Raw genomic sequence first — 23,851 nt, 5'->3', positions numbered from 1 at the left:
GAGACGTGCCTTTATTTCGTAGCAGAGGGTGCACTGAAATGTAGCGGGCAGCTACTTCAGACCTCACCCTGAGCGGAGTCGCAGGGTGAATCTTACCATGCCTTCATGGTTCGACTCCGCTCACCATGAGGTAGCAAAGCCGACGTGGTTTGCTGACTCGCCTGACAGCCTTTGGGTCGCACGGCGGGTGTCGGGTGGGGTCGCACCGACACCACGGGACCCTACATTGTTGCTTACAGAAAAAGTCAGGACTTTCGCGGTCCTGACTTTTCTATGCCAGCTTATATCACCGATCCAAAACTACAACTACGGCGTTCCCACCACCACCGTACTGCCGTCGATAGAGACGTCTCCAATCGGTATCTCGCCACCGAGGGCGTCGGTCAACCCGGTCACCTCTACCGTCAACGATGCTGTATCGGCGGCTACATCCGGTGTGAAACCGGTGAAGTACACGCGAGCAATATCGGCATGACCGGTAGCATCGACAATCGGCACACCTTGGGCAGTCTGGGTGACGCTGATGGCGTAGTATCCCAGATTGGGTTCAATACGATCCACGAAAATCGGATCTACACCCAGCGGCAACAATGAAGCGGCGCTGTCGGGATAGACAATCGTGCCCTGCCAGTGAAGACGAAAGGCAATGCCGTACAAATCCGGTATATTGAAAACTCTTACATCGACACCGAATTGCGAGTTCGGCAGGACCTCCAGATAACGCGGCGATACTCGTGTCAACGATACCTGGGGGAACAGACTGATCATTAGTTCAACTTCCGAATCGGGATCGATATTGACCGTGGTGTCACCGCGATACAGAACGACGCCGACTACGTTCTCGGCTTCGACCGTAAAAGTACGGGCAGGACCCGGCGGCACCTCCACGCTACCCTCAAGGTATCGACCCGTCATAGTCAAGGGGCTCTCAATCGGCGGGTCGATGTCATCGGCGGTAACGATCACCCGAAAGGCACTAACCTCGTCGATAAGACCGGGCGATGTGATCTTGAGACTCATCCCAACCGAAGTGTTACTGTCATGGTTATTCAATCCCTTTTCAGAACAGCCTGAGGCAGAGAGCACCAGCGCCACAAGGGCGATCAACCGAACAGCTTTAAGAACAGGTGGTTTCAACATATCGCCCTCCTTTACCTCGTTATCCTGATCCCGGTGGATATCTGCAATCCACTGAGGTCGATGTCACCGCCGTCGGCTGAGCCGGTGAAGTATTTCAGACCGAGTTCCACTGAGCCTCGGTCACCCAGCTTGCGTCCGATGGTACCGCCGAATCCGATGATCGTGGAGCTTTCGAAATCCTGCTCGTTGGCTGCGATCATCCGCAGCATTGCAGACGGTCCATACGACCATCCGTTGGGTGAGAGCCACATCACATTGCCGGCCATGGCCAGTTCGTTGCCGTAGATTTTCACCTCCGTCTCAGCCGATGCGGACGACGTGTCCTTCGTGAACAGCGTGTTCCGTCCGCGCAGAATATAGTTCAACGACCCGTTTGCCCGGAAGCGCTCAAGCGAGTGATTCACGCCCGCGCCAAAGCTGAGTTGCGAACTTTCCTTGAACACTTCGTTGTCGTTCCATTTGTCCTTGCCATAGAAACTGACGACGATATTGCCGGAGACGGTCGTGGGACCGTTCTCCCAGTCGGCACCGGCGTTGAAGTTTATCAGATCGCCGGGGTTGTATCCTTCGACTCCTTCATACGGGTCATACTCGCCGATAAAGCGATAGGTCAGACCAGCGCCGCAACGAAGACCACTAATCATCCTGGCTCCACCCAGCAGAATACTGAATCCAAACCCTTCACCAAAACGGCGTTGTGAGAAATTCAAAAAATCCCGCGCCAGCATCTGTAGCACCGGTGTTTCATCTGCGCGATTCAGCTTTGTTTTACCGGTCGGAAGATTGGCGCCTACGCTGAGCAGCAGCTGGTCTTCGCTGAACGAACGACTGACCTGCAACCTTAGGTCGCCCAGCCCGGATAAGCTGTGATCGCTTCCGGCAATGTCCATGCTGTTCGATGAGGCCACCACATACACCGTGGCTTCCATGTTGTCCTGAAGCGGAATAAACCCGCGCAACGGAAACCCGGACTGTGTAATGTCGGTCTTGGCCGAGTTTTGTTCGAGGCTGAAACTCGTGTAGACAAAACCAGCGGTGCCGGATGCCGGGCGTCCATAGACAATCTGCCCCTGAACGGATTCTGCTTTGAACAATCCCGTGATTGCCAGCAGGGTTAGGATCATAACAAGCTTTTTATTCGGCATCGAGGTCCCCCCTGATGATCACCGTAGCGTTGTCGGCCTGGGCCGGCGTCTGGTCCGAGTTCGGGTTGGTAGTTGTACCGCCGTTTGCCAGTACACCGGTGAGTCGAGAATCCAGCCCCGGGTCACCCTGGGTTGATCCACCGGATTGACCGATGACGCCTTCGAGTGTTTCAAAAGACTGCTCGTAGTTACCGCCTGATGTGAAACCGGCGTCGGTGTTCAACTCGGTGTTGGCCGCATCAAACCCGGCATCCATCTCGACAGCTGAGTTAAACTCGGAACGAGCGGCCGACTCCATGCCGCGGTTGCGATAATCGAGCCCCCGGCAGTAGGCCAGGAAGGCCAGGTAGGATTCGGTGGGGACTTCGGCGATGGCATCCCGCTCGTCGGCGGTCAACGTTATGCCCAGACTGTCAATGATGTTAAACACGAATCTCTTCTGCAATTCAAAGATGTCTTTCAGTTCACCCTCGACACCCTGAGGAACGCGAGTGGAGCTGTCGGAGGTATAAACGACGGTGCCGTCAAGCTTGAGCCCTTCCTCACCGAGTGCAAGAACAGTGGCCGTGACGATGCGATTGCTTTTCATGATGCGCCCCACCCGGGGTGCGCTGGAGAGGTCTACCGCACCGGAGGCACTCAGTTTGAGTTCGTCCAGAAGCATGTTCAGTTTGGCTCGCTCGACAACCGTGAGAGCCCGCACTTTGGCCAGATCGGCCGCCGTAAACTCGGCCAGTCCGAGGGCGATCGGCGCTAATTCGGGCGGTAGATGGGTCCCGTCGAAACTGGGCACAGCGATGGTATTGTCAGGGATGGAGCCGACGTCAATCTCCGCCTCATTCTCCAGAGCGTTGGCGATCTCCACCTGCTGACTCTTATGCACAAGCCGCTTGAGATGATCGCGCGTCACATCCGCCGTCCTGCCGCTGGACCCAAGGCTCAAAGACGCGGTGTAGGCGATAATGGCTCGATCAAACGACTCCTGTTTTTCGTAGACCAAGCCCAGATAGAGTTGGGTGCGTGCATCCGGCTTGATGTTGCTGGCCTGCTTGAGGGCTTCTTCAGACTTGATGAGGTCACCCTTTTGATAGTAGGCCACGCCCAACTCCCGCCAGGCAGCAGAGTTTTTCGGGTTGACGCTGATTTCTTTGTAGAAAGCATCAATCGCCGGATCAAAGCGCTCAGCCTGAAGATGCCGCCGCCCCTGCATGTACAGGCTCTGCGAACATCCCACCACAGCCACGGCGATGAGCACCATAAAAGTAATCGTCTTGATTTGCATCATGACCTCTCGCTAGCGTGTTCAAACACCTTCTGCATGAATCAAGTCGCCAAAGGCTGCAAAAGATCCATCTTCTGCTTGGCCTCGGTAAAACTTGAGTCAAGCTCGTATGCTTTCTTGAAATACTCGTAGGCTTGCCGATAATCGTAGCGATCCGAGTACTCAAGACCTTTGGAATAGAAGGTAGTGGCATCCATCGATTCTGTGCCGCCTTCTTCGATGAGTTTCTTGACGTCGTCGCCGAGCATGATATCGAGTTGTCCGGCCAATTCCACCACCAACTCCTGCTCCATTTTGGAGTAATCCGGCTTGCCGCGCTTGTCGACCGATGCCACGATCTCGGATGTTTCCACACTGACAACTCTGACCACCATGCCGGTGTTTTTGCTGTCCATCTGGGTGATCGATCCGAAGACCATGAACTGCGCACCTAACAGTTTACCGGCTTTCACGGCCGTAGCCCGGTCTACCGCACCGGACTCCTGCAGCTTGAGTTCGTCAAGAACGAAATTGATCTTGTCACGCTCGATCACCGTAAGGGAACTGATTTTGCCAAAGTCGTGTTCGAACCAATCGGCCAGACCCTTGCCTATCGGCCCCAACTCCTCTTTGTATTTTGTAACCGAGAAGTTATCGAATTCCATAATGGCAATTGTTTTCACGCCCGGTTTGGATTCGCTCGAACAAACGAAGGCATCGGTACCGTTGACAATCTCGTACCACTTGTCGCGCAGTTCCTGCGGCCACGGATGTCTGGGCAGCGGGACGGCGCAGGGGCCTATCTGGGACATTTTGTTAAGGTATTCGATTGACTTCTGGCGATAAGACTCACCATTGGCATAGCTTAGGATGCTTAACGTCTCATAAATGGCAATACTGTCCCGAGCCAAGAGACCGTCATAAGTCAAAAGCTCCTGTGCAAGCTCTATGCCTTCCTCGAATTCTGCCTCCCAATAGTGATCAGCGCACTTGGCCAATTTGGCGATTAACGAATCGGCATCCTGCCCAAACGCAATCGACGGCACAGCCAATGATCCAGCGATGATTATCAGGAACACAGGGAACAACCCACGGCAATCGCTGAGTTTCGTCATAATGAACTCCTTGAGAATTGTTTTCCTCTGATTATCAGATTAATATAGACCATGTCCCGGCGCGAGTAAAGTACTTACAACTCACCCTATTTGGGGAAAGTGATACGTGTGTCAGAATCGATTTGGACTGTAGTGTCCAGGTCTTGTGGCCTTCCGGTTTCATCATCAAACTTAATGCGAATGTTATGTTCGCCTTCCACAATGGTATACGTCCATGGAGCACTATCTGCTTGCGCCACATTATCAATAAGGACCTCGGCCTTTTTCCGCCATTGTGAACCGATTTTGACCTTATATACTTTCACTTCCGGTGGTGGTGGTGGAGGTTCCGGAATCGAAAAAGCATAGTTGAGACGTTGAGTCGAGTCGGGCAAGATCGCAAATGTATCTGCAAAGACCTTTGTAGTGGCCTTATTGTTTTCCACACGCACGATGTGCTGTCCGGAGTCGACATCGACCATCCAGGCATCCGCGCCTGCTTTCAGAAGTGAGCCATCAAGGTAGATATCGCCTTCAGGCTTGACGCTGATTTCCAAAATCCCCTGCGGCGGTTCGAAAGGCGGGTCCGTTTGGTCGATAACGAGGGTAGTATCGCCTGAGCCGTCAGGGTCAGACTGATCCGAAGCCGATTTATCTTTGATTACATAGTGGTAGATTGGAGCTGTGAGAGCCAGCGCGGCAGCGACGGTTACGACCACCAGCCACCGCCTTTTTGATTCGCCCGGTTTGGGTGGCGGTATCTGTATTGTCATCCCGCCGGACGGCGTTCGGCGCTTCGTAGGGCCGCCGGACAGGAAGGGGCTTAGGCCATCCTGCATCTGCTCGGCGGTTTGGTAGCGCCGGTCGGCATCGCGAGCCAGAGATTTCAGGATTACTTCTTCCAGCGGTTTGGGGATACTCGAATTCAGTGCGCTCGGGGCGGGCGGATCGTTAAACAACTTCGCATCGCGAATGGCGAACGGATTCTCATCGGTGAACGGCACCTGACCGCAGAGCATCATGTATAGCGTGGTGCCGACGGCATAGATATCCCACAGGGCATAGTTGGCCTGCTCGGTCGGGTTGAATTGTTCCGGGGCCATATAGGCCGGGGTGCCGCAGGCGGTACCGGCAATGGTCAGATTGGGATCGGTCTTCCCTTTGGCGATTCCAAAATCGATCACCTTGGTCTGACCGACATTGTCGATCATGATATTGCCGGGCTTTATGTCACGATGGTAGATATCTTTCTGATGAGCAAAGGCGAGAATGTCCAGAACATCGTTGGCTACCTGGACAGCCTCCCCCACTTCAAAGCGATTCATCGACTTGATTTTGTCTTCAAGGGTGGCGCCGTCTATGTACTCCATGGCGATAACGATATTGTCACCGTGGCTGAAAAAGTGTTTGATCCGACAGATGCTCGGATGTCCATCCAACAGGGCCAGCTTATCGGCCTCTTGTTTGAACCGCTCGCCGAGCCGTGGATCGGAGAGGACCTTCAGTATGACTTTCAGGTTTGGCACGTCCTGGTGCACGGCCAGATATACCTGGGCCATGCCCCCCTCACCCTTCTTCTCAAGGATTTTGTAGCTGCCTATAAATTCCTGATTCATGGCTTTCATTATACAACAAGGTCCTATATCGAAACAACAAAATCTTGAAAGGGTGCCCAACAACAAAAACCCGACGACGCTGAACACCAACGTCGCCGGGTTACATGCTTCCCGCCGAAGGGGTTGACGGGAAACTCTCACCACCCCTGATTTACTTGAGCAGAATCATCTTCTTACTCTTGGTATACCGTGGCGTCTCCAGGCGGTAGAAATAGACACCCGAAGAAATCGCCTGGCCCGATTCGTTGCGGCTGTCCCATTGGACGGTGTGGTTACCGGCCTCCAGCCGCTGATTTATCAATGATACCACCCGCTGCCCCAGAAGATTGTACACTTCCAACCGAACCTCGGCCGCTTCGGGAAGCGCAAAGCCGATTGAAGTGCTGGGGTTGAACGGGTTTGGATAGTTCTGGCCAAGCGCGTAGTCCGCAGGCAACCCTTCGTGCTTGGCTATCGGCCCAATTCTCGGCCTGATCGAGCGAGCCTGCTCATCGGCAACGGTTACCGATTCCAGCGTGTACTCACCATCCAGCCGGATGATTTGCCTCACATCGGATTTGACCACTTGGCCGCCGTCAAGATCGAGCAAACCGACTCTCACTACCCAACCGTCCCGACCATGAACCATGTCGACATGATCGCCGACCAGATTCTCAGGCGCCGGGCCGACACCTTTGAGTTCAAGCTGGATACCTCGCAGATCGATCGCTGAGTTCATGAGGACTGTTGATGCCTCACCGTTGTATTCGATACCGAACGAGATATCCGGCACCTCACCGACCAGTTTATTGATCGGTGCTGACTGACCGCACGGCACCGGAGTCGGACCGCCGTTGAACATGAACTCTACGAAGTAGACCAGATCGGCTATATCGACTCCATCGTCATCGTTGAGGTCGGCTTCTTCATCGCACAACGGCCCGGGTCCGCCGGTAAACATGAAGTCGACCAGACTCACCAAGTCGGAGATGTCGACGTTCCCGTTATGGGTGAAGTCGCCGCGGACTACACAGCAGGACGCAGTTTCAATGTCAATAATGCTGAAAGAGGCCAGCTCGGGATCAGCGACAAGACCTCGCCCTACGATTCCGATACGCGAGATCAGCTCGGAGCGCTGGGCAGACTTGGGGCGGGAGCGGATTTCATCACCAATGTACACGTCGCCTCCGACCACAAAGTCCATCGTGGATGAGTAGGATAGACCAATCATGTCGCCGAAGATCATCGCGGTCGGCATAGCATTGTCGGTGGTAATCGTGGTGCCGCTGTCACAGACGACAGTATCAACCAGAACTGTGTTATTGTAGACATAGAGAGTGTATCCGAGCGGATCGTCACATCCATCGGGCACTATGGTCGCGCTTTCATTGTTCGGCCCGCCGAAGATGGATAGGCCGGCACCGCTTGCGACGGATCTGTCAGCAACGCGGTTTTCGACTGCGATTAACGGCGCGCAATAGAGGTGCGGATTGTTGGCTCCCGGTGCACAAGTGTGGTCTGGCAGTGGACTGAATCCATTGGGGCACGGATACTGGTCAATACACGGCGTGGCACCACCGCCCGAGTAGTTGTCATAGGCACAGCAGTACTCCGGAAACGGAACAAGTTTGAGTCCCTTGACGGCAGTACCCATTGGGATTGGACCCTGTTCACCGAAACGAACGGTGACACCGGCTGTTTCCTCAAAACCGATGGTGACTCCATCGTTACCACCCGCGCCAACATTGGCAACACTGACCGAATCACCATCAAGAGCAATTTGGGCAGTTCCGTAGGTGGCATATTCGCCGTCGTGCGCGTACAGTGTATCCCACGTGTATTCGACAATCTCAAAGCAATGTGGGCCGTCCCATACCGGCGTCATCTCGACTGAGGGCATCTGCCATTGCCAGGTGAAGTCCGGCGGATGAAAACTGGAATCAATGCAGATGGTTCTACCCACTTCCGAGGCACCGACCACCGTAGAAAGCCAAATCGCCTCCTGACCGGTGTAGCCGGCTGGTAGCCCCGAAGCGCCGGTAGCCTGGGCGGACACGGTGACGATATCTTCACCAACGCCGTCGTTGCTGAACTCACCCATGGCAGAGACGTCAAAGAACGACTCTACCGGGAACGACCAATGAAAACCATAGGCCAACGGCTCCCAAATCGCGCCATCGGGTGAATAAACTCTGAAGGCGCTTGAGATGTCGGTAACACTCGATTCGGAGTGATTCCCGATACCGATGTTTAAGACAAATGGGATGCCGGCCACGATTTCACCCGGTCCTCGATTGCCGCCGCCTTCAACACTGTGCAGGTACACAGCCACCGGGGCAAGGACCGGATTGCACGGACAGGCGACCGGATAACCGCCGTAAGGTGCAAAAACGGAAAGTCCATAGATGAAGTAGTCTTTGTACACCTGCAGATCGCCGGCGTCGATGACGCCGTCCCCGTTGAGATCGACTTTGTACGGGACCGGCGGGGCTGGACCATTGCCGCTTAAGTAGGCAATCAGATAGCTCAGGTCGCTCACCGAGAGGCCGAGACCATCGTTGTTCGCGTCACCATTGGCATAGCAGCTTGGGTCACCGACGGCATAGCAGTAAGGCCCGCCCCAGCCGGGTGTCACACTCTGGGTCGGGGTGTCCCATTGCCAGACGCCCGAAGGCGGGTATTCGACCGAATCGATACAGAGCGTATCTCCACCACCACTGGTAGGGACCCGTATGTAGATTCGCATGAGTTCCAGTCCCTCATAGCCGTCTGGGACGCCAGGTGTTCCAAAGGCCCAACCTTGGATACCAATTGTATCATCGCCTGAGCCGTCCAGGTCGAATCCCTCAGGTTCTTGCATGAAGTCGAAGTATACATCAAGGCTGTCGCCGGCCGCGAAGGTGGGCGTTTGCCATGTTGCACCTTGTGGTGAGTAGATGCGAACGGCGTTAGAGATATAGGTGACGTTTTCGCCGACGTCGTTGTCCATCTTGACCTTGATCGTAACCGACGTGTCGAACGGGATATAGTCGTAATCTAAATCAGTGATGCTGTCGACCAGTTCGACATAAACCCCGGCCTGAGCTGCGGGTGTCGCCGACAGCATGGCTGCGGCAACAATCAGTAAACTGAAAATGTATCTATACATAACATGACTCCATTCTTGTTTTGGTTGCCCCCGTGTAGCCCTTATCGAATAGTCTGTTCTCAACACTTGTAGCCTCTGCTTTCTTTTGTCTTGATTGGTTATCGCCTATAGGTCAGGCGTAGTGATCGAGCCGTTGCCCAGCTCGGGGATGCCGTTGAGATAGTTGTCCATCCATCTCCCTCCTTTCGGAATAGTTGCGTTCTCATGTTCTCTATTCCTCGCATCGTTGTAGTCGTTCTTATTCATCACAACTGATTAGTCCACGATCGGCTCAGAAGGTTCGCAGAAAAGTGGACAAATTTATTATTGATTGGATCAGAAACTGGCGCTGAATCGTCTGGCAATGATTCGAGCAGTTTGCATATTAATGTGGGCGTAGAATTAATCGCAGATCAGTTGCTGCGTCGTGCCCGAGTCGATTAAGGGAAAAACGTTCAGGACCGCGCGTTGAAACAACAGAACCTCGAACAAGAACCGTATCAAACAAAACCCGGCGACGCTGAGCACTAACGTCGCCGGGTTACATGCTTCCCGCCGCAGAGGTTGGCGGGAAACTCTCACCATCCCCTGTTTATTTAAGCAGGACCATCTTCCTACTTTCCATGTAGTTCGGCGTCTCCATACGGTAGAAGTAAACGCCTGAAGACACAGTTTGACCAGACTCGTTACGGCTATCCCATACTGCCGCATGGTGTCCGGCCTCCAGCCGCCGGTTTATCAGTGTCTTGACCCGCTGGCCCAAGAGATTGTACACCTCCAACATGACCTCGGTGGCTTCAGGCAAGGCAAAGGCGATAGAAGTATTCGGGTTGAACGGGTTTGGATAGTTTTGACCCAGCGCGTAGTCCGTCGGCAATTCGTTGCGCTTGGCGGACTGCCCAATAGTCGGTGTGATCGAACGAGCTTGCTCATCGGCCACAATGACCGATTCCAGCGTGTACTCACCCTCAAATCGGATGATTCGAGTCACGTCGGACGTGACAACTTCACTGCCGTCAAGATCGAGCAAGCCAACCTTGACCACCCAACCGTCACGGCCGTGGACCATGTCGACATGTTCACCGACCAGATTCTCGGGCACTGGACCGGCGCCTTTGAGTTCCAACTGGATACCACGCAGGTCGATCGGCGAGTTCATGATTACGGTAGAGATTCCATCGGCATACTCAATATCGAAGGAGATGTTCGACACCTTACCTACCACTCTGGAAACCGGCGCTGGCTGATCGCACGGCACCGGCGCCGGACCGCCGGTGAACATGAAGTCGACCATGTAGACCAGGTCGGCGATGTCAATGCCACCGTCACCGTTCAGGTCGGCTTCTTCATCGCACAACGGCGCGGGACCACCGGTGAACATGTAATCTACGAGGTCCACCAGGTCGGATATGTCGACCTGGCCGTTATGGGTGAAATCGCCGCGGAGTTCGCAGCAGGAGATCGTCTCCACGCCGTCGATGACGAACTCCGAGAGCCCGGCACCCAGGACAATCACCCGTGACACAACTTCATCCGTTCGTGTCGCGCTGTGTGGCCTGGAGCGTAGTTCATCTCCGTGGAGCACTCCACCACCTTCGATGGCGAAGTCCATGCTTGAGGTCCAGGTCAGGGCGGACATTTCCCCAACCGACATTGCTGTCGGCATAGCCCTGCCCGTGATGATGTCCGTACCACTCTCGCAGTCAACGGAATCAACCAGACCGCCGCCTTCGTACACGTACAGTGTGAAACCGGCCGCGTCATGGTAGCCGTCCATGCGGACTGTGGCGCTGTCGCTACCCGGTGGCACGAAGATCAGGCAGCGTAGGTCTTCCGGTCCGCGCATGGGGTCGGTCATGACTTCGAAGGCGGGCTCGCAAACCCCCCAGTATTTGGGTTTACCGTAGACGACACACTGGTGAAGGTCGTAGCAGTCAGTTCCAGGGTAGAGGCAGTTTTTGTGGGGATCGGCCGGATTCCAGCAGCACATGTATTCAAGACCCAGGGGACAAAAGACTGCGATGGCACCCTTCGCTGGAATGAGGTCTGGGCCACCGAACCCGATTGTAGCCGTCAGCGCCTCGCCGAATCCCAGCCTAACACCATCTGTACCACCGTCACCAAGATTGGAGACTGAGACGGAACTGTCCGGGTTTACGCCAAGCTCGGCTGTTCCCACAGACGTCATAAGCGCACCATACGCAAGAACGGTATCATAGGCGTACCCAAGGATGTCGAAGCAGTAGGGACCGCCCCACACTGGCTCGACGGTGGAAAGGGACGTCTCCCACTGCCATGCACCATCCGGAGGGAAAAAGGTCGAATCGATGCAAATGGTCTTCCCTATCTGCTCATGATTCACGACAGAGGCCACGCCAAATACGGCATCATCATATCCCTGGGGGAGGCCCGACAAGCTGGTAGCTTGAGCCGAAAACGCTACGGTGTCAACGCCGGAGCCGGTACACTCGAAGTCGCCGGTCCAAGTAACATCGAAGAACGATTCCGCCGGGAATGACTCCAGGTAACCGACCATCGGCGGCTCCCAGATCGCTCCATCGGGCGAGTAGATTTTCAGGCCATGTGAGATGGAAGTTGCATTCGTCTCGGCGTAATTCCGAAGGCCAATGTTCATGATGAAGGGGAGTCCCGCTATCACTTCGCCGGGCCCCCGACCACCCCCGCCATCCACACTGTGAAGATAAACAGCCGCCGGCGCCAGAACCGGGTCGCACGGGCAGGGAACCGGGAATCTGGGGAAGACGCCTATGCCGTAGATGAAATAGTTCTTGTACAACTGAACATCGCCGCCGTCAATGACGCCGTCACCGGTGAGGTCCGCCTTGTACGGTATTGGCGGAGCAGGACCGGCTCCGTTCAAATAAGCAATAAGATAAACCAGGTCCGCCACCGACAGGAAGATGCCGTCGCCGTTGGCATCACCGTCGGCATAGCAGGTATCTTTGCACTTGCCGAAACTGTCTGCTTCCCAAATGGAATAAATCTCCAAAGGATCGAGGACACGGTTGAAAAGCTCAATCTCGTCAAGTGTACCGGTAAACACATGACCGGGAGTCACCAGGTTTCTCGCCATTACTAATGGGGCGGTGTTGGTCAGACTCCCTTGATAAGCCGTTGGATTGGCTGGGGGCCCGACGGCACTACCATCCACATAATAGAGCCAACCCGACGGATTGTCTCTGTCCACAGTGACCGCGACATGATGCCAGTTTCCATCAGCGACGAACCCTGTCGAGGTCCAGCTCATATACCCACTCCCGTCACCAATTTGCGAACCCAGGTAACCGTTGTACAGGAAGAGTACGTAGCCAGTTATATTAGGAACAGAGCCCGTTCGTTTGTCCAGGATTGTGCTCGGCGTTGTGGAAACATCTGTGGACTTGATCCACAAATCGACGGAATAATCGCTTGTGCCGAAGTTCAATTCGGGATCGTTGGGCACATCAACAGAGTTTGACCCGTTGAAGCTTAATGCGCCATCGACCTTTCCAGTCACTGGAATCGGGCTGTTCATCCAGGTACCCGCATTATTGGCGGCACCTGCTATGTCATCTGAAGTCTGTCCCGACGTTTCATCCAGCGGCCACCAGGCGACCATACCGGCTGGCGGCGGGACACATTCGATAATGGAGCAGCACATTTCCGCCTCGATCCAGAATACATAGTCGGTGCCCGTTGCCGAGTAGATCGTCGACCAGACACCATAGCCCTGGTAGGTCGACCGCTGCTCGCCGGAGTGAACACCGTCTCCGACATCACTCACCGGGAACAACGTATCTCCCACCTGGGGGATCACACTCACACCTATGTGATAGTTCTCTCCCGTTCCGAAAACCAGATTGTAGGAAGAGAAATCCGCCTCCGCCCACCCGTAGTTCCCAGTCGGCAAGGAATCATACGGAACAGTCTCGGACGCGAGAAGGCTACCCGGGAGGCCGAAGCCGTCATCATCAAAGACACCGATTTGCAGGTCGGGCGCACCTGCCATATACCCACGGTTGAGCGTGACCCTGGCCACCTTAAGCGTGCACTCGCTGGCACCATCGTTGTCGAAACGGACGGCCAGCCAGTCGACGCTGTCCTGCGGCAGGGGCCAGATGAAGACATTCGAAGAGCTATCGTTGTAGTAGTAAACGCTGCTACAATCGTCACGCTCATCCTGAAAACCAGCGTCCTGAGACGAAACCTCGGGTAACTCTGCCTGCTGGTATCGCCAGCCGGGCTTCGCAGAGCGACCTTCATCCACGGTTTTCGCCGAACTGTTCTTGTCTTGGAAAGTCCCGGCCTGCGCGGCGGGTGTCGCCGCCAGCATGGCTGCGGCAACGAATAGTAAACTGAGAGTATACTTGCACATAACATGACTCCAGTCGTGATATGATCGCCCCCGAATACCCCTCGTTAAATAGTCCATTTTCAACATCTGATGCCTCCGCATTCTACTTTCATGTTTTCTAAACGCCTGAGCACCTGGCGTCTAGTTTGAGCCCTCTCCCGACTCTGTTTTCGCATAGAGTTAATCCACCATCCATATCTCTCCTCTCCGCACCTACCAAGTAGCTGACGTCCCGCTCCACTATATCTTTGCTGTTGTCTCCAGGTTGCCCAACTAGTTTGTCCACGATCCGGACAAATGGTTCGCAGAAAAGTGGACAGATCTATTATTGATCGGATCAGAAACTAGCACCAAATCGGTTGGCATTGATTGGAGCAATTTGTATACTGATGTTGTGGTAGAACTAATTGCAGATCAGTTGTTGCGTCGCATCCGTGAGAACGACCGGCAGTTCATCGCGGAATTGAGGCAGATCATAGATATGATCGTGCATAAGTGGAACTGGACCGATGTGCAATCGGCCGATGACATTGCTCAGGACTGCTTCATTAAGGTAATTGAAAGTTTGACCAAGAAGAAATTCGAGGGGCGCTCCTCTTTCAAGACCTATGTTTACACAATAGCCCGCCGAACCTGCATTGACTACTACAAATCGGCGCGAGCAGTAGAATTGGCTGACATCGATAAGGTTACGGTGGTTGATGCCGCCTGTTCACAGGAAGATCAGATAATGGCTCAAGAGCAGCGCAAGACCGCTTACCGGGTACTGATGTCGCTTCCAAAAGAGTGCCGGAGTCTCTGGCGGGCGGTCTTTTTTGGCAAGCGCAACTACAAGCAAGTCGCAGAACAACTTGGACTTAGCGAGGGTAGCGTGAAGCGCAAGATGTGGCACTGCCGCCAGATGGCCAAAGAGAAGGTGGAGCTTTTCGAAAAATGAGAACCTTTTGCCCCAGTAACGGACTAATCAGGTGTAGATGAGAGAATTCTGAAACGACAGAGTTTACCGAGGTTGGGAAGATGAGTGATCATAATAAATGCCGCCAAATCAGCGAACTTTTGCCCCCTTTCTTCAAAAGTGAGCTAACAAAGGAGGAGGCTGAGGCTGTAGAATCGCACTTACTCCAATGCCAGGCTTGCCGAACTGAATATGCAAGGGAAAAAGTCCTTTTTGCCCTGGCCACCAGCGATTTACCCAGCTGCGGACTGGATTCTCATGCTGACAGCGCACTGTTGGATCAGTTTGTGAATGACCGTGATTCGCTGGAAACGGCCCAAAGGTCGGAATTCGAAGCGCACCTGGCTGAGTGTCAACTCTGCCGGGAAGCGGTCGAGAAGCTGGCAGCTTTGCCTTCAGACTTATCGGGGCTGACATCGACCGACCAGCTTCCACTTATCTCCGAGTCGGATGGGCTATCCCTTAAAACTCCGAGCCGTTCCAACATAACCGATCTTACAAAGCGGGTTTGGCGACCGTTTGCTGCTGTCGCCGCCGCGGCCGTGATCGTTGTAGTCAGCATGACTTTGATGACCAACGATGGGACAGAACCGATGGCCAGGGTCGAGGGGACGTTTCCGGCCGTCACTCGCAACGTATCGACACCAACGGTCTTTGAGTGCAATACTGAGAGTTTCACTTTCGCCGGGCGCGTTTATGTCGATCCTGAAGAGAATCATGATTACAGTATTCTGATCCGGGACGTGGCCCTTGACTCACTCATTTTCCACGTAGCCAACCTGATTACTTTTGACAGTCTGGGTTTTGCCACTGTTGAGCTAATCATGTCGCCGGGATTGTATGAACTCGTTCTCTACGATATCGTGGAGTCAGACAGCATAACGATACCCCGACCTTTTGAAATCCGCCGGAAGAGTTGAACTATCTACCCACGCGCCGATCACCAACGGCCACAAAGGCAGCCCAGGCAAAGGGATGATCAGGCAAGCCGCGGCTGCGAGTTTTCTCAATTTCATTTTTGGCCATTTGATGCATGACCCGGGCCAGATCGTCGTCGCCCGAGGAATATAGCTGCTCCATGATCGACACAGTTTGCTTGTCCGGTATGGACCATAGCGAACTTATCACTGTTCGCGCCCCGGCCATTTGAAAAGCCCGCCTGAGTCCCCAGACGCCTTCGCCCGCTTTGACTTCACCGAGTCCCGACTCGCAGGCCGATAACACCACCCACTCTGTGCCCTGAAGATTCATCGCCGACACTTCGAAAGCGGTGAGGATACCGTCGTCCAGCCTGTCGCTATCCCCTGTCTGACCACGCCGATTGGCCCCTGCCAGGAACAGACCGGACCTCAACAGCGGGTTTCTCACCTCGATACCCACTTCCTGCCCGATTTCGCCGCCGGAGTGCCCAGAGGCGGCGGTGTCCTGAAGAAAGTAGCCGTGGGTAGCCAGATGTATCACTCGTTTGCCGGGCGCTTCGGCTTTTAATCTCTCTTCGCTGGCATCCGAGCCGCAAAGCACATGGGCCGGTTCCTGCCACGCAGCCGCCCATGCCTGAGCAATTCGATTCACTTCTCGGCGCGTCCAGGGCAGGGGGCTGACCTTCAGCATTCTGAATTCACCCCGACCCATGCGAGTAATCGCCGGTACGCTGTATTGATAGTTTGTGACAGTGTCCCCAAGAGATGCCAGACTCGACAGCCGGTCGGCAATCGAGGCATCGTAGTCGGGGTCCCCCAGCGCAAACAGACCTACTGCAGGTGTCGCAACGTCCTTTGGCCTGACCAGATCACGTCCGACCGACAGATAGTGTATCGGGTGCCTTTCTATCAGGTAGGTTCCGGCATCATCAAGCAAGGCCGCAAACGAAACCAGGTTCAACCCACCGTCAGGGGCGATCAGAACCAACTCCCTGTTTGAAGTGTGGTCTTCGACAGGTTTCCAAATCCTCCGGTACAGTTCTGTAGCGAGGCCACGATACTCATCCACATCATCATTCGACGGTAACCCGGCCAGCGGCACTCTAAGCATGTGCTGCCGGTATAGGTCAATAAGGCGATCGATCGGTTCCGCCGGCCCTATATTCAGAATCACCGGCTCGGCACTTGCGGTCAATACGATGGCCAGGTAATGAGGTATGGCGCTGTCCGGTTGGAGCCGGAGATAGTCGTACTTCAGGTATTCTATCAGACATGAGTTTTCCGGAAGCGATGCACGGATGCTGTCTGCGTTAAAGTCTCTAAGAATCCGTTTTTTCCTAAAACTGGCGCTGCGGCGAGAAAGATCTGTCTCCAGATCGTTCAACAGGATAGTGAGCGTATCCAGACTATTTCGATAATTGTCTGAATCTTCGCCGAGACCTTCAACATATCGTTGCGACAATCGTACTTTGGCCACCCTTAGTTCTTCCGCCACGGCCATGGTAGTTGAATCTGTCTCTTGCACCAAAGACCTCTGACGATCAAACAATCCATCGGATACTCGTCCCTTGGTGGCGAGGATGATATCTGCGGCTGTTTTCATCACTGGAATGTCACCGGAGCCAAGCTCCGTGTAGCAGCTTATTAAGTTGTCCACCGAGTTGTGCAGTAGTTGTGAGAAGGCAAGGGCGTGTTTTTCCGGCAGCACCATGGCATTGTCGACGAAGTTCCGGTGCATTGTTTTACAGGCTCGCGCGGCCATCTCCATCGCCTTGACGGTATCGCCTCGCAAACGGAATAGCTTTGAGTAGGTTTCTTCAATGGTCGCCACACCGTAGCTCTCATTTCCCAGCACACCCCTCATGAGAACCAGCGCACGCTCCAGCAGAGGCTCAGCTTCTTTAAGCTTACCTTGGTCACAGTACACATTGGCCAGGTCATGCAGGTACCTCGCCACAAGGGGATGATCAGGCCCCTGACCTCTCTCGGCCATGGCCAGAGCGCGACGACCGATGTTCTCGGCCTCGGATACTCTGCCCTGAACCCGATAGAGATTTGCCAAGCCGTTCAGCGTGGAAGCCACCCACGAATTGTCCGGGCCATGAGTCTTCTCTCGTATGGCCAATACCTTCACAAGTAACGACTCCGCCTCATCGTATCTACCCTGCTCCTGACGCAACTTGGCCAGGGTGCCGAGACCTTCGGTCATCATGGAATGATCCCCACCGTTGTGGTTCTCCCAAATGGCTATTGCTCGCTGACAATGGATTTCCGCCTCGGCGAATCTGCCCTGACACTCATACAAAGAGACCAGGTTGTGGTGAATCCACGCTACAAACTCGTGGTCTGCTCCGTATACCGCCTGCCAAATATCTAAAGCCCGCTCATGTAGCGGTTCGGCTTCGGCGTACCGGCCCAGTCGTCGGTAGAGAACGCCCAGACTTGTTGAGCTTTTCCCCACTAACGCATGTCTGGGACCGAGAGCCTTTTCATGAATAGCCAGGGCCCGTATATTGAGCGGCTCCGCTTCCATGTACTCCTGTTTGCAGAAATGATAGTAACCAATCCTGAGAAGGGTGCGAGCCACGGCCGTATCCTCGGAACCGAACTCTGCCTCAGCCGTCGACAAGGCCAATCTACCCAGCGCGATGGCCGTATCCTGTCGCAATTCTTCTGAACGCGCGTCCGCCTGATCAAGCAGTTCCCGCCATGACAACTCCGCATTGGCCTGCAGAAGGCCTGCAACGAAGAACAGTAGAACCAAAGTAACTCGACGCAACATCATATCTTGTTTTCACAAAGATTCATGTGCAATTGCTGATTACTGGATTGGTCTGGCATTTTTCCACAGGTTTGACTTTTTGACCTATACTCGAAATTCACAAGGGAGCATCAGCGCGCCCGCCAATCTCCCACCGCCACGAACGCCGCCCAACTAAAAGGGTGCGTCGAAAGGCCGCGCGACCTGAGATCCGTGATCTCCTTCAGGGCCATCCGCTGCATGGCGTGGGCGAGGTTGGTCTCACCGCTTGAGTACAATTGCTCCATCATCGATTGCGACTGTTTGTCTGGCACGGCCCAAAGAGCGCTGATCACGGTGCGCGCTCCAGCCATAATAAAGCCACGTCTGAGCCCATAGACACCCTCGCCTCGCTGTACTTCACCCAGGCCTGAACCACAGGCGGATAACACCACCCATTCGACACCCCTCAGGTCTATGTTGCCCACCTCCAGAGCGGTGAGGAAACCGTCATCGTCGTCGCCGACCTGGTCGGCAGCCGCCCTTTCAATGACACCGGCGAAAAACAATCCCGACTTCACCAAGGGGTTGTCATGACCGCTGCCTGAGTTCTTGGCGGAACCTTCGCCCAAAGCGTCGCTGAGTTGCTGTCCACCGAAAAACCCGTGAGTGGCACAGTGGATTACTCGGTTGCCGGGAGCATGCTGTTTGAATCGTTCCTCGCTGGCCTCGCCACCGGTGACCACGAAGGTCGCCTCGTTTCGTGTTTGCTCCCATATCCTGGCCACCCGGGACACTTCACGTCGGGTGTACGGCAGCGGGTCAAGTCCGTCTCTGATCGTCGGGCCGGCATAGAGAGTTATCTCAGTCTCTCCTGACTCGGTCGAACGTAGCGCTGACTCATCCTCGGCGTCCGCTTGCTCGCTGGTCACCGATCCGGACTCGAAATCGATGCCGCCGAAAGCCAGCAACCCACTGCCGCTTTGCGGGCCGTGCTGAAGCCTGACCAGGTCGCGACCGGTCGCCAGATAGTGCAGCGCGTACTTCTCGATCATGTAGTCGCCCGATGAATCCTGAAGGCCACCGAAGGACACCAGGTTCAGCGCACCGTCCGGCGCAATTAACACCAACTCCATGTCGTGCAAATACTCTTTGACGGGCGCGATCAGGTGTGAGTGAAGCTTTTCATGGATCGCTCGGCTTTGCTCAACCAGTTCGGGATCGGTTTCCGGCCACGAGTGCGAAACGGCCTCGTAGTTTTGACGGTATTCGACCACGACAGACTCGATCTGCTCAGCCGAGCCGAGGTCAACCACGACCGGATCGGCACTCGGACTCAACACCAGGGCAAAGTAACTACGGGAGGCAATGCTGTCGCCAATCTTCGGTTGTTCAAACTCCACGTACTCGATCAGCACCGAGTTTGAAGGCAACAGTTGTCGAACTTGTTCGAAACGTACATCCTGAAGGTCCCTATTGGTTCGGAAATCGACACTTGCCGCGGCAAGCTCCGACTCCAAGGCCTTCGACACACGACCGAGAGAGTCCATCTTCTCTCGAAATGCTACCGGATCGGCTTTGCCGGGACCTCGGAAATAGAGGCCGGAAAGAGCCTTGGCCGTTGAACGATAACGTTCCGTCAAACTTGTCAAAGCTGAATCGTCGACCTGCCCCAGGGATTCTCGCCGGTCGAACATGCAATCGGTAACCTGCCCTTTTGTGGCCAGGATTATGTTGGCAGCAGTACTTACATACTTGTCATCCCACTCTGCCCGATCAGCAAACGAGGCAAAGAACGAGTTGGCTGATCCACGCATGACTTGAGAATATTTGATGGCATTCCCTTCGGCCAGAGCCCAGGAGTTGTTGACAAAGTTGGCTCGACGAAATTCAAACGACTCGGCCGCCAATTGCAGAGCGTGTTCGGTGTTGCCCTTCTCCCGCTCTAACTGACTGTACATAATCAGAGTGTTGGCAATGCTGCGGTCGGATGTCCCGGACCGCTCTTTCTTGATCTTCAACGCCCTCTCGTATGCTTCACCAGCCTGGACGAGCTTGCCCTGCAACATCAACACATTTCCCAAACTGGTCAAGGCCATCGCAACCGGATAGCTATCGGGACCATTCATCGAACTTTCTAGTTGGATGGTCTTGTTAAAATAGGCTTCGGACTTATCAAACTGCTCCAAGTCACTGTACAATACTGCGAGATTATGAAGAGCGGACGACAGATAAGAGACATTGACACTGTCTGCGTTCTCCAGAACCTCGACTAACGAAAGCAGAATTTGCTCGGCTTCATCGAATCGCTTCTGATATAGGTGTAGATATGCATAGTTGTTCATTAACCCCCGCAGGACTGTGACATTTGGCGCGGACTCAGCCATGATAAGAGTATGCGCGCGCTCGTAAGCTGCCTGGGCATCGTCAATCCGGCCTTGGTTCATACAGATTACGCCGATGCGTGTAAACAGTTTAGCTGCGTAGGAGGTGTCTGGTTCCACGGACCGCTCCCAACCGGCGAGACCTCTATTAAGCGTCACTTCGGCCGGCGCGTACTGTCCGGCGTAGATGAGGGCGTAGGAGTGATAACTGAACAGAGTCAACATCAGCGGATTATTGTCTTTGAACGCCGTCTCCCAGAGCTTGATGGCGCGACCGAATAGAGACGCGGCCTGGCCGTACTTTTGCAGACTGTTGCTTATCCGGCCCACCGTCAACAACCACGCCCCGGTCGTCGAATCATCCAACTGCGAATTCTCAGCCAGGCGAATGCATTCCAGCCCGACCACTATCGCCGAATCGGCGTTACCGGACTTGGCCAATGAGTCGACCCTGCTCCACATCTTATGCACGTCATCATTTGCGGTCGCTGTCCCCCACGTAAGCAGGCTGAGAGCCGCCGAGAAAAACAGGCCAACGACCGAATTGCTCAGCCGCGCACAGCACGCTCTGCACTTTGGAGTCTCTCCATACGATGACAGGTTACGAGTCATTAGTATTGACCTAAGGTTTGTGACCTCCCCTCGGCGTTCACAAGACAGAGTGATCGGCCACCAAACTTAAGTATACAATGAGAGCCCCGATTTGTACAGTCCAAAGTGGACCGGGTTTTGGGGCTTGTTTATAAGCCCGCAGTTCACGGGTGGTGTTGGGCGACCCCGCCCGACACCTGGCGGTCACTCCATTGGCTGTCAGGCGAGTCGCCTGACAGCACCTATACAGCCAGGCAAGTCACCTGTCGGTTCAAGTGGTCTGTCGACAATTCTGCTGGGGCCGGGGTCGATGACTAAGGCCCGGAAAGCAGGGTGCCTACTTAACCAGACCGCGTGTCGATTGGGCGATGAAATCGAGCATTACTTGAAGCTCAGGCGTGACCTCAAGCTCGGAAGTAATTCGTTCGACCGCCTGAGTAGTATTAAGCCCGCTTGAGAAGAGCAGTTTGAAAGCCGCTTGCAGCCCGGCCAGCGTTTCTTTGGAAAAGCCGCGCCTTTTGAGTCCGACGGCATTGAGACCCATTATCTTCAGAGGGTATCCTCCGGCCAGAGCATAAGGACAGATATCCTGTTGCACCCGGAAGCCGCCGCCGATCATGGAATGCGCTCCGATCTTTACAAACTGATGGACCGGCAGGACGCCACCGAGAATGGCATTGTCACCGATCTCAATATGCCCGGCCAGATTCACCGAGTTGGCCAGGATGACGTTGTTGCCTATAAGGCAATCGTGCGCCACATGCGAGTAGGCCATCAATAGACAGCCTGAGCCAACGGTCGTCTCGCCGCGATCTTTGGTGCCCCGGTTGACCGTTGCATATTCGCGAACGACGGTGCCATCCCCGATAACTGCGGTGGATTCTTCCCCCTCGAATTTCAAATCCTGCGGCACACTGCCGATCACTGCGCCGTGGGCCACCGTGATGTTTTTTCCCAATCGCGCGCCGCTTGCTATCAGCGCCGATGACGCAACTTTGCTCCCGGAGTCTATCTGTACATTGGCTTCGATGATCGTATAAGGGCCAACCGTGACATCGTCGGCCAGTTCTGCTTTTGAGGACACAATCGCAGTGGAATGAATGTCGTTCATCGGTCCATCACCATGGCCATAAAGTCGGCGCTGGCCACAAGATTGTCATCCACGAAGGCTTTGCCGGACATCTTGCAGGTCATGCGACGGAAACTCTTCATCTCAAGTTCAAAGCGCAGTTGATCGCCCGGCATCACCGGTCGGCGAAACTTGGCTTTGTCGATACCCATAAAATAGACGACCTTGGTTTCCGGCTGTTCGATCTCGTGCAACAGCAGCACCCCACCGGCCTGAGCCAGCGCCTCAAGAATCAATACGCCCGGCATTATCGGATGACCCGGAAAGTGCCCCTGAAAAAACGGCTCGTTTATGGTGACGTTTTTCATAGCCACCACGCTCTTGCCCGGGTCGAGATCGAGAATTCGATCGATCAAGAGGAACGGGTATCGATGCGGCATGATTTTCAGGATAGCGTTAATATCAAAAAAGACCTCACCACCGCCTGAATAACGCCCGGCCAGCTTCTTCTTTTTGTACAACTCACGCATCTTGCGGGCTAGTGCGACATTGGCTTTGTGTCCGGACCGGGCCGCCATCACGTGCCCTTTGAACGGCACACCGATTAAGGCCAGATCACCCAATAGGTCCAGCGCTTTGTGACGCACCGGCTCGTTAGGAAACCTGAGCGGGATGTCGTTGATGATTCCGGTCTCGCCGACAAACGCTTCGTCTTTGAGGTCCAGCGCCTTCCTTATGCGGTCAACCTCGATCTGACCGCCATCGGAATCATAGATAACGACAGCGTTATGAAGCCCACCCCCCTTAATCAGTCCGGCGCCTTTAAGCTGTTCGACTTCGGACAGAAAACAAAAAGTACGAGCCGGTGCAAACTCGTCGACAAACTCCTGGGCCAGGTCGACCAATGTCGTATACTGGGTGCCCAGGGCCGGGTTCTTGTAATCGATCATAAAAGTGATGCGCATTTCATCGGAGGGTGTCACAACAACGTCCACCCCTCGTTCCGGTTCACTGTAGGCCATCGGCGTGTCGATCTCAAGGTAGACTTTGTCGGCATCCTGATCTGTTATGCCGGCTTCGAGCAACTTGTCGACATACGGTCGGGCGGAACCATCGGCCACCGGTGGCTCGTTGTTGTCCAGCTCGACCATCAGATTGTCGATTTGCAGACCGGCAATGGCGGCCAATACGTGCTCCACAGTATGGACTCTGGCTTCACCCTCCTGCAGCGTGGTGCCGCGTGAGATATCGACAACATGATCGATGTCGGCCTGCACCCATGGTTTGTCGGGCAGATCGGTGCGCACAAATCGAATCCCGGTATCGGGCGGCGCCGGTTTGAATCGCATCGTACACTCGTTGCCGGTATGCAACCCGGCGCCGGTTATCGACGATGCCTGTTTGGCTGTTCTTTGTTTTACATACATTCTCAATAATTCCAGCGAGAGATCGGCTGGAGTATACGAAGAACGGCCC

Annotated in this window: 14 protein-coding genes; 2 read left to right on the top strand and 12 right to left on the bottom strand. The window is 54.6% G+C overall.

Features of this window, described 5'->3' with window-relative positions; all coding sequences use genetic code 11:
• Window positions 1-306: 306 nt before the first annotated feature.
• The 8 genes from OEV49_02340 to OEV49_02305 form a co-directional block, all read right to left on the bottom strand.
• The gene (locus tag OEV49_02340) at window positions 307-1,140 is read right to left on the bottom strand and encodes a hypothetical protein (protein MDH3889898.1); all 834 of its coding nucleotides are present in this window, start codon (window positions 1,138-1,140) and stop codon (window positions 307-309) included.
• Between the two features lie 11 nt (window positions 1,141-1,151).
• Window positions 1,152-2,285 (bottom strand): hypothetical protein, encoded by a 1,134-nt coding sequence (locus OEV49_02335; protein ID MDH3889897.1) that lies wholly within the window; start codon window positions 2,283-2,285, stop codon window positions 1,152-1,154.
• Complete coding sequence (locus OEV49_02330) at window positions 2,275-3,570, bottom strand: tetratricopeptide repeat protein (protein MDH3889896.1); 1,296 nt, start codon at window positions 3,568-3,570, stop codon at window positions 2,275-2,277. Before OEV49_02330 ends, OEV49_02335 begins: the two co-directional genes overlap by 11 nt.
• A gap of 38 nt (window positions 3,571-3,608) precedes the next feature.
• Window positions 3,609-4,661, bottom strand: a complete 1,053-nt coding sequence (locus tag OEV49_02325) for a hypothetical protein (GenBank protein ID MDH3889895.1) — start codon at window positions 4,659-4,661, stop codon at window positions 3,609-3,611.
• Between the two features lie 86 nt (window positions 4,662-4,747).
• Window positions 4,748-6,256 (bottom strand): serine/threonine protein kinase, encoded by a 1,509-nt coding sequence (locus OEV49_02320; GenBank protein ID MDH3889894.1) that lies wholly within the window; start codon window positions 6,254-6,256, stop codon window positions 4,748-4,750.
• Between the two features lie 151 nt (window positions 6,257-6,407).
• Window positions 6,408-9,383 (bottom strand): T9SS type A sorting domain-containing protein, encoded by a 2,976-nt coding sequence (locus OEV49_02315; protein ID MDH3889893.1) that lies wholly within the window; start codon window positions 9,381-9,383, stop codon window positions 6,408-6,410.
• A gap of 105 nt (window positions 9,384-9,488) precedes the next feature.
• Window positions 9,489-9,632 carry a hypothetical protein gene (locus tag OEV49_02310; protein MDH3889892.1) on the bottom strand — a complete coding sequence of 48 codons (144 nt, stop codon included), beginning with the start codon at window positions 9,630-9,632 and terminating at the stop codon, window positions 9,489-9,491.
• Between the two features lie 322 nt (window positions 9,633-9,954).
• Complete coding sequence (locus OEV49_02305; GenBank protein MDH3889891.1) at window positions 9,955-13,737, bottom strand: T9SS type A sorting domain-containing protein; 3,783 nt, start codon at window positions 13,735-13,737, stop codon at window positions 9,955-9,957.
• A 358-nt stretch (window positions 13,738-14,095) separates the two neighbouring features.
• Here OEV49_02305 and OEV49_02300 point away from each other — a divergent pair, with 358 nt between their 5' ends.
• Window positions 14,096-14,653 carry a sigma-70 family RNA polymerase sigma factor gene (locus tag OEV49_02300; GenBank protein MDH3889890.1) on the top strand — a complete coding sequence of 186 codons (558 nt, stop codon included), beginning with the start codon at window positions 14,096-14,098 and terminating at the stop codon, window positions 14,651-14,653.
• A gap of 80 nt (window positions 14,654-14,733) precedes the next feature.
• Window positions 14,734-15,591, top strand: coding sequence for a zf-HC2 domain-containing protein (locus OEV49_02295; protein MDH3889889.1), 858 nt, complete (start codon window positions 14,734-14,736; stop codon window positions 15,589-15,591).
• Window position 15,592: 1 nt separating this feature from the next.
• Here the strand turns inward: OEV49_02295 and OEV49_02290 are convergent, their stop codons facing one another.
• The 4 genes from OEV49_02290 to OEV49_02275 all read right to left on the bottom strand — a co-directional run bounded on the left by OEV49_02290 (window position 15,593) and on the right by OEV49_02275 (window position 23,802).
• The gene (locus OEV49_02290) at window positions 15,593-18,376 is read right to left on the bottom strand and encodes a CHAT domain-containing protein (protein ID MDH3889888.1); all 2,784 of its coding nucleotides are present in this window, start codon (window positions 18,374-18,376) and stop codon (window positions 15,593-15,595) included.
• A 107-nt stretch (window positions 18,377-18,483) separates the two neighbouring features.
• Window positions 18,484-21,327 (bottom strand): CHAT domain-containing protein, encoded by a 2,844-nt coding sequence (locus OEV49_02285; protein ID MDH3889887.1) that lies wholly within the window; start codon window positions 21,325-21,327, stop codon window positions 18,484-18,486.
• Between the two features lie 316 nt (window positions 21,328-21,643).
• Window positions 21,644-22,417 (bottom strand): acyl-ACP--UDP-N-acetylglucosamine O-acyltransferase, encoded by a 774-nt coding sequence (lpxA, locus tag OEV49_02280; protein MDH3889886.1) that lies wholly within the window; start codon window positions 22,415-22,417, stop codon window positions 21,644-21,646.
• A complete protein-coding gene (locus OEV49_02275; GenBank protein MDH3889885.1) occupies window positions 22,414-23,802 on the bottom strand; it encodes a bifunctional UDP-3-O-[3-hydroxymyristoyl] N-acetylglucosamine deacetylase/3-hydroxyacyl-ACP dehydratase in 1,389 nt (462 codons plus the stop codon). Before OEV49_02275 ends, lpxA begins: the two co-directional genes overlap by 4 nt.
• Between the last annotated feature and the right edge of the window lie 49 nt (window positions 23,803-23,851).

The organism is Candidatus Zixiibacteriota bacterium (assembly GCA_029860345.1).
In the GTDB taxonomy this organism is placed as follows: domain Bacteria; phylum Zixibacteria; class MSB-5A5; order GN15; family FEB-12; genus JAJRTA01.
The sequence above is the reverse complement of the archived record's forward strand: the minus strand, read 5'-3'. Positions and strand labels throughout refer to the sequence as shown.

Excerpts from the sequence above, each read along its gene's own strand:
- OEV49_02320 (MDH3889894.1), bottom strand. The coding sequence starts at position 6,256 with ATGAATCAGGAATTTATAGGCAGCTACAAAATCCTTGAGAAGAAGGGT.
- OEV49_02325 (MDH3889895.1), bottom strand. The coding sequence starts at position 4,661 with ATGACGAAACTCAGCGATTGCCGTGGGTTGTTCCCTGTGTTCCTGATA.
- OEV49_02285 (MDH3889887.1), bottom strand. The coding sequence starts at position 21,327 with ATGACTCGTAACCTGTCATCGTATGGAGAGACTCCAAAGTGCAGAGCG.
- OEV49_02295 (MDH3889889.1), top strand. The coding sequence starts at position 14,734 with ATGAGTGATCATAATAAATGCCGCCAAATCAGCGAACTTTTGCCCCCT.
- OEV49_02340 (MDH3889898.1), bottom strand. The coding sequence starts at position 1,140 with ATGTTGAAACCACCTGTTCTTAAAGCTGTTCGGTTGATCGCCCTTGTG.
- OEV49_02305 (MDH3889891.1), bottom strand. The coding sequence starts at position 13,737 with ATGTGCAAGTATACTCTCAGTTTACTATTCGTTGCCGCAGCCATGCTG.
- OEV49_02290 (MDH3889888.1), bottom strand. The coding sequence starts at position 18,376 with ATGATGTTGCGTCGAGTTACTTTGGTTCTACTGTTCTTCGTTGCAGGC.
- OEV49_02335 (MDH3889897.1), bottom strand. The coding sequence starts at position 2,285 with ATGCCGAATAAAAAGCTTGTTATGATCCTAACCCTGCTGGCAATCACG.
- OEV49_02315 (MDH3889893.1), bottom strand. The coding sequence starts at position 9,383 with ATGTATAGATACATTTTCAGTTTACTGATTGTTGCCGCAGCCATGCTG.
- OEV49_02330 (MDH3889896.1), bottom strand. The coding sequence starts at position 3,570 with ATGATGCAAATCAAGACGATTACTTTTATGGTGCTCATCGCCGTGGCT.
- lpxA (MDH3889886.1), bottom strand. The coding sequence starts at position 22,417 with ATGAACGACATTCATTCCACTGCGATTGTGTCCTCAAAAGCAGAACTG.
- OEV49_02275 (MDH3889885.1), bottom strand. The coding sequence starts at position 23,802 with ATGTATGTAAAACAAAGAACAGCCAAACAGGCATCGTCGATAACCGGC.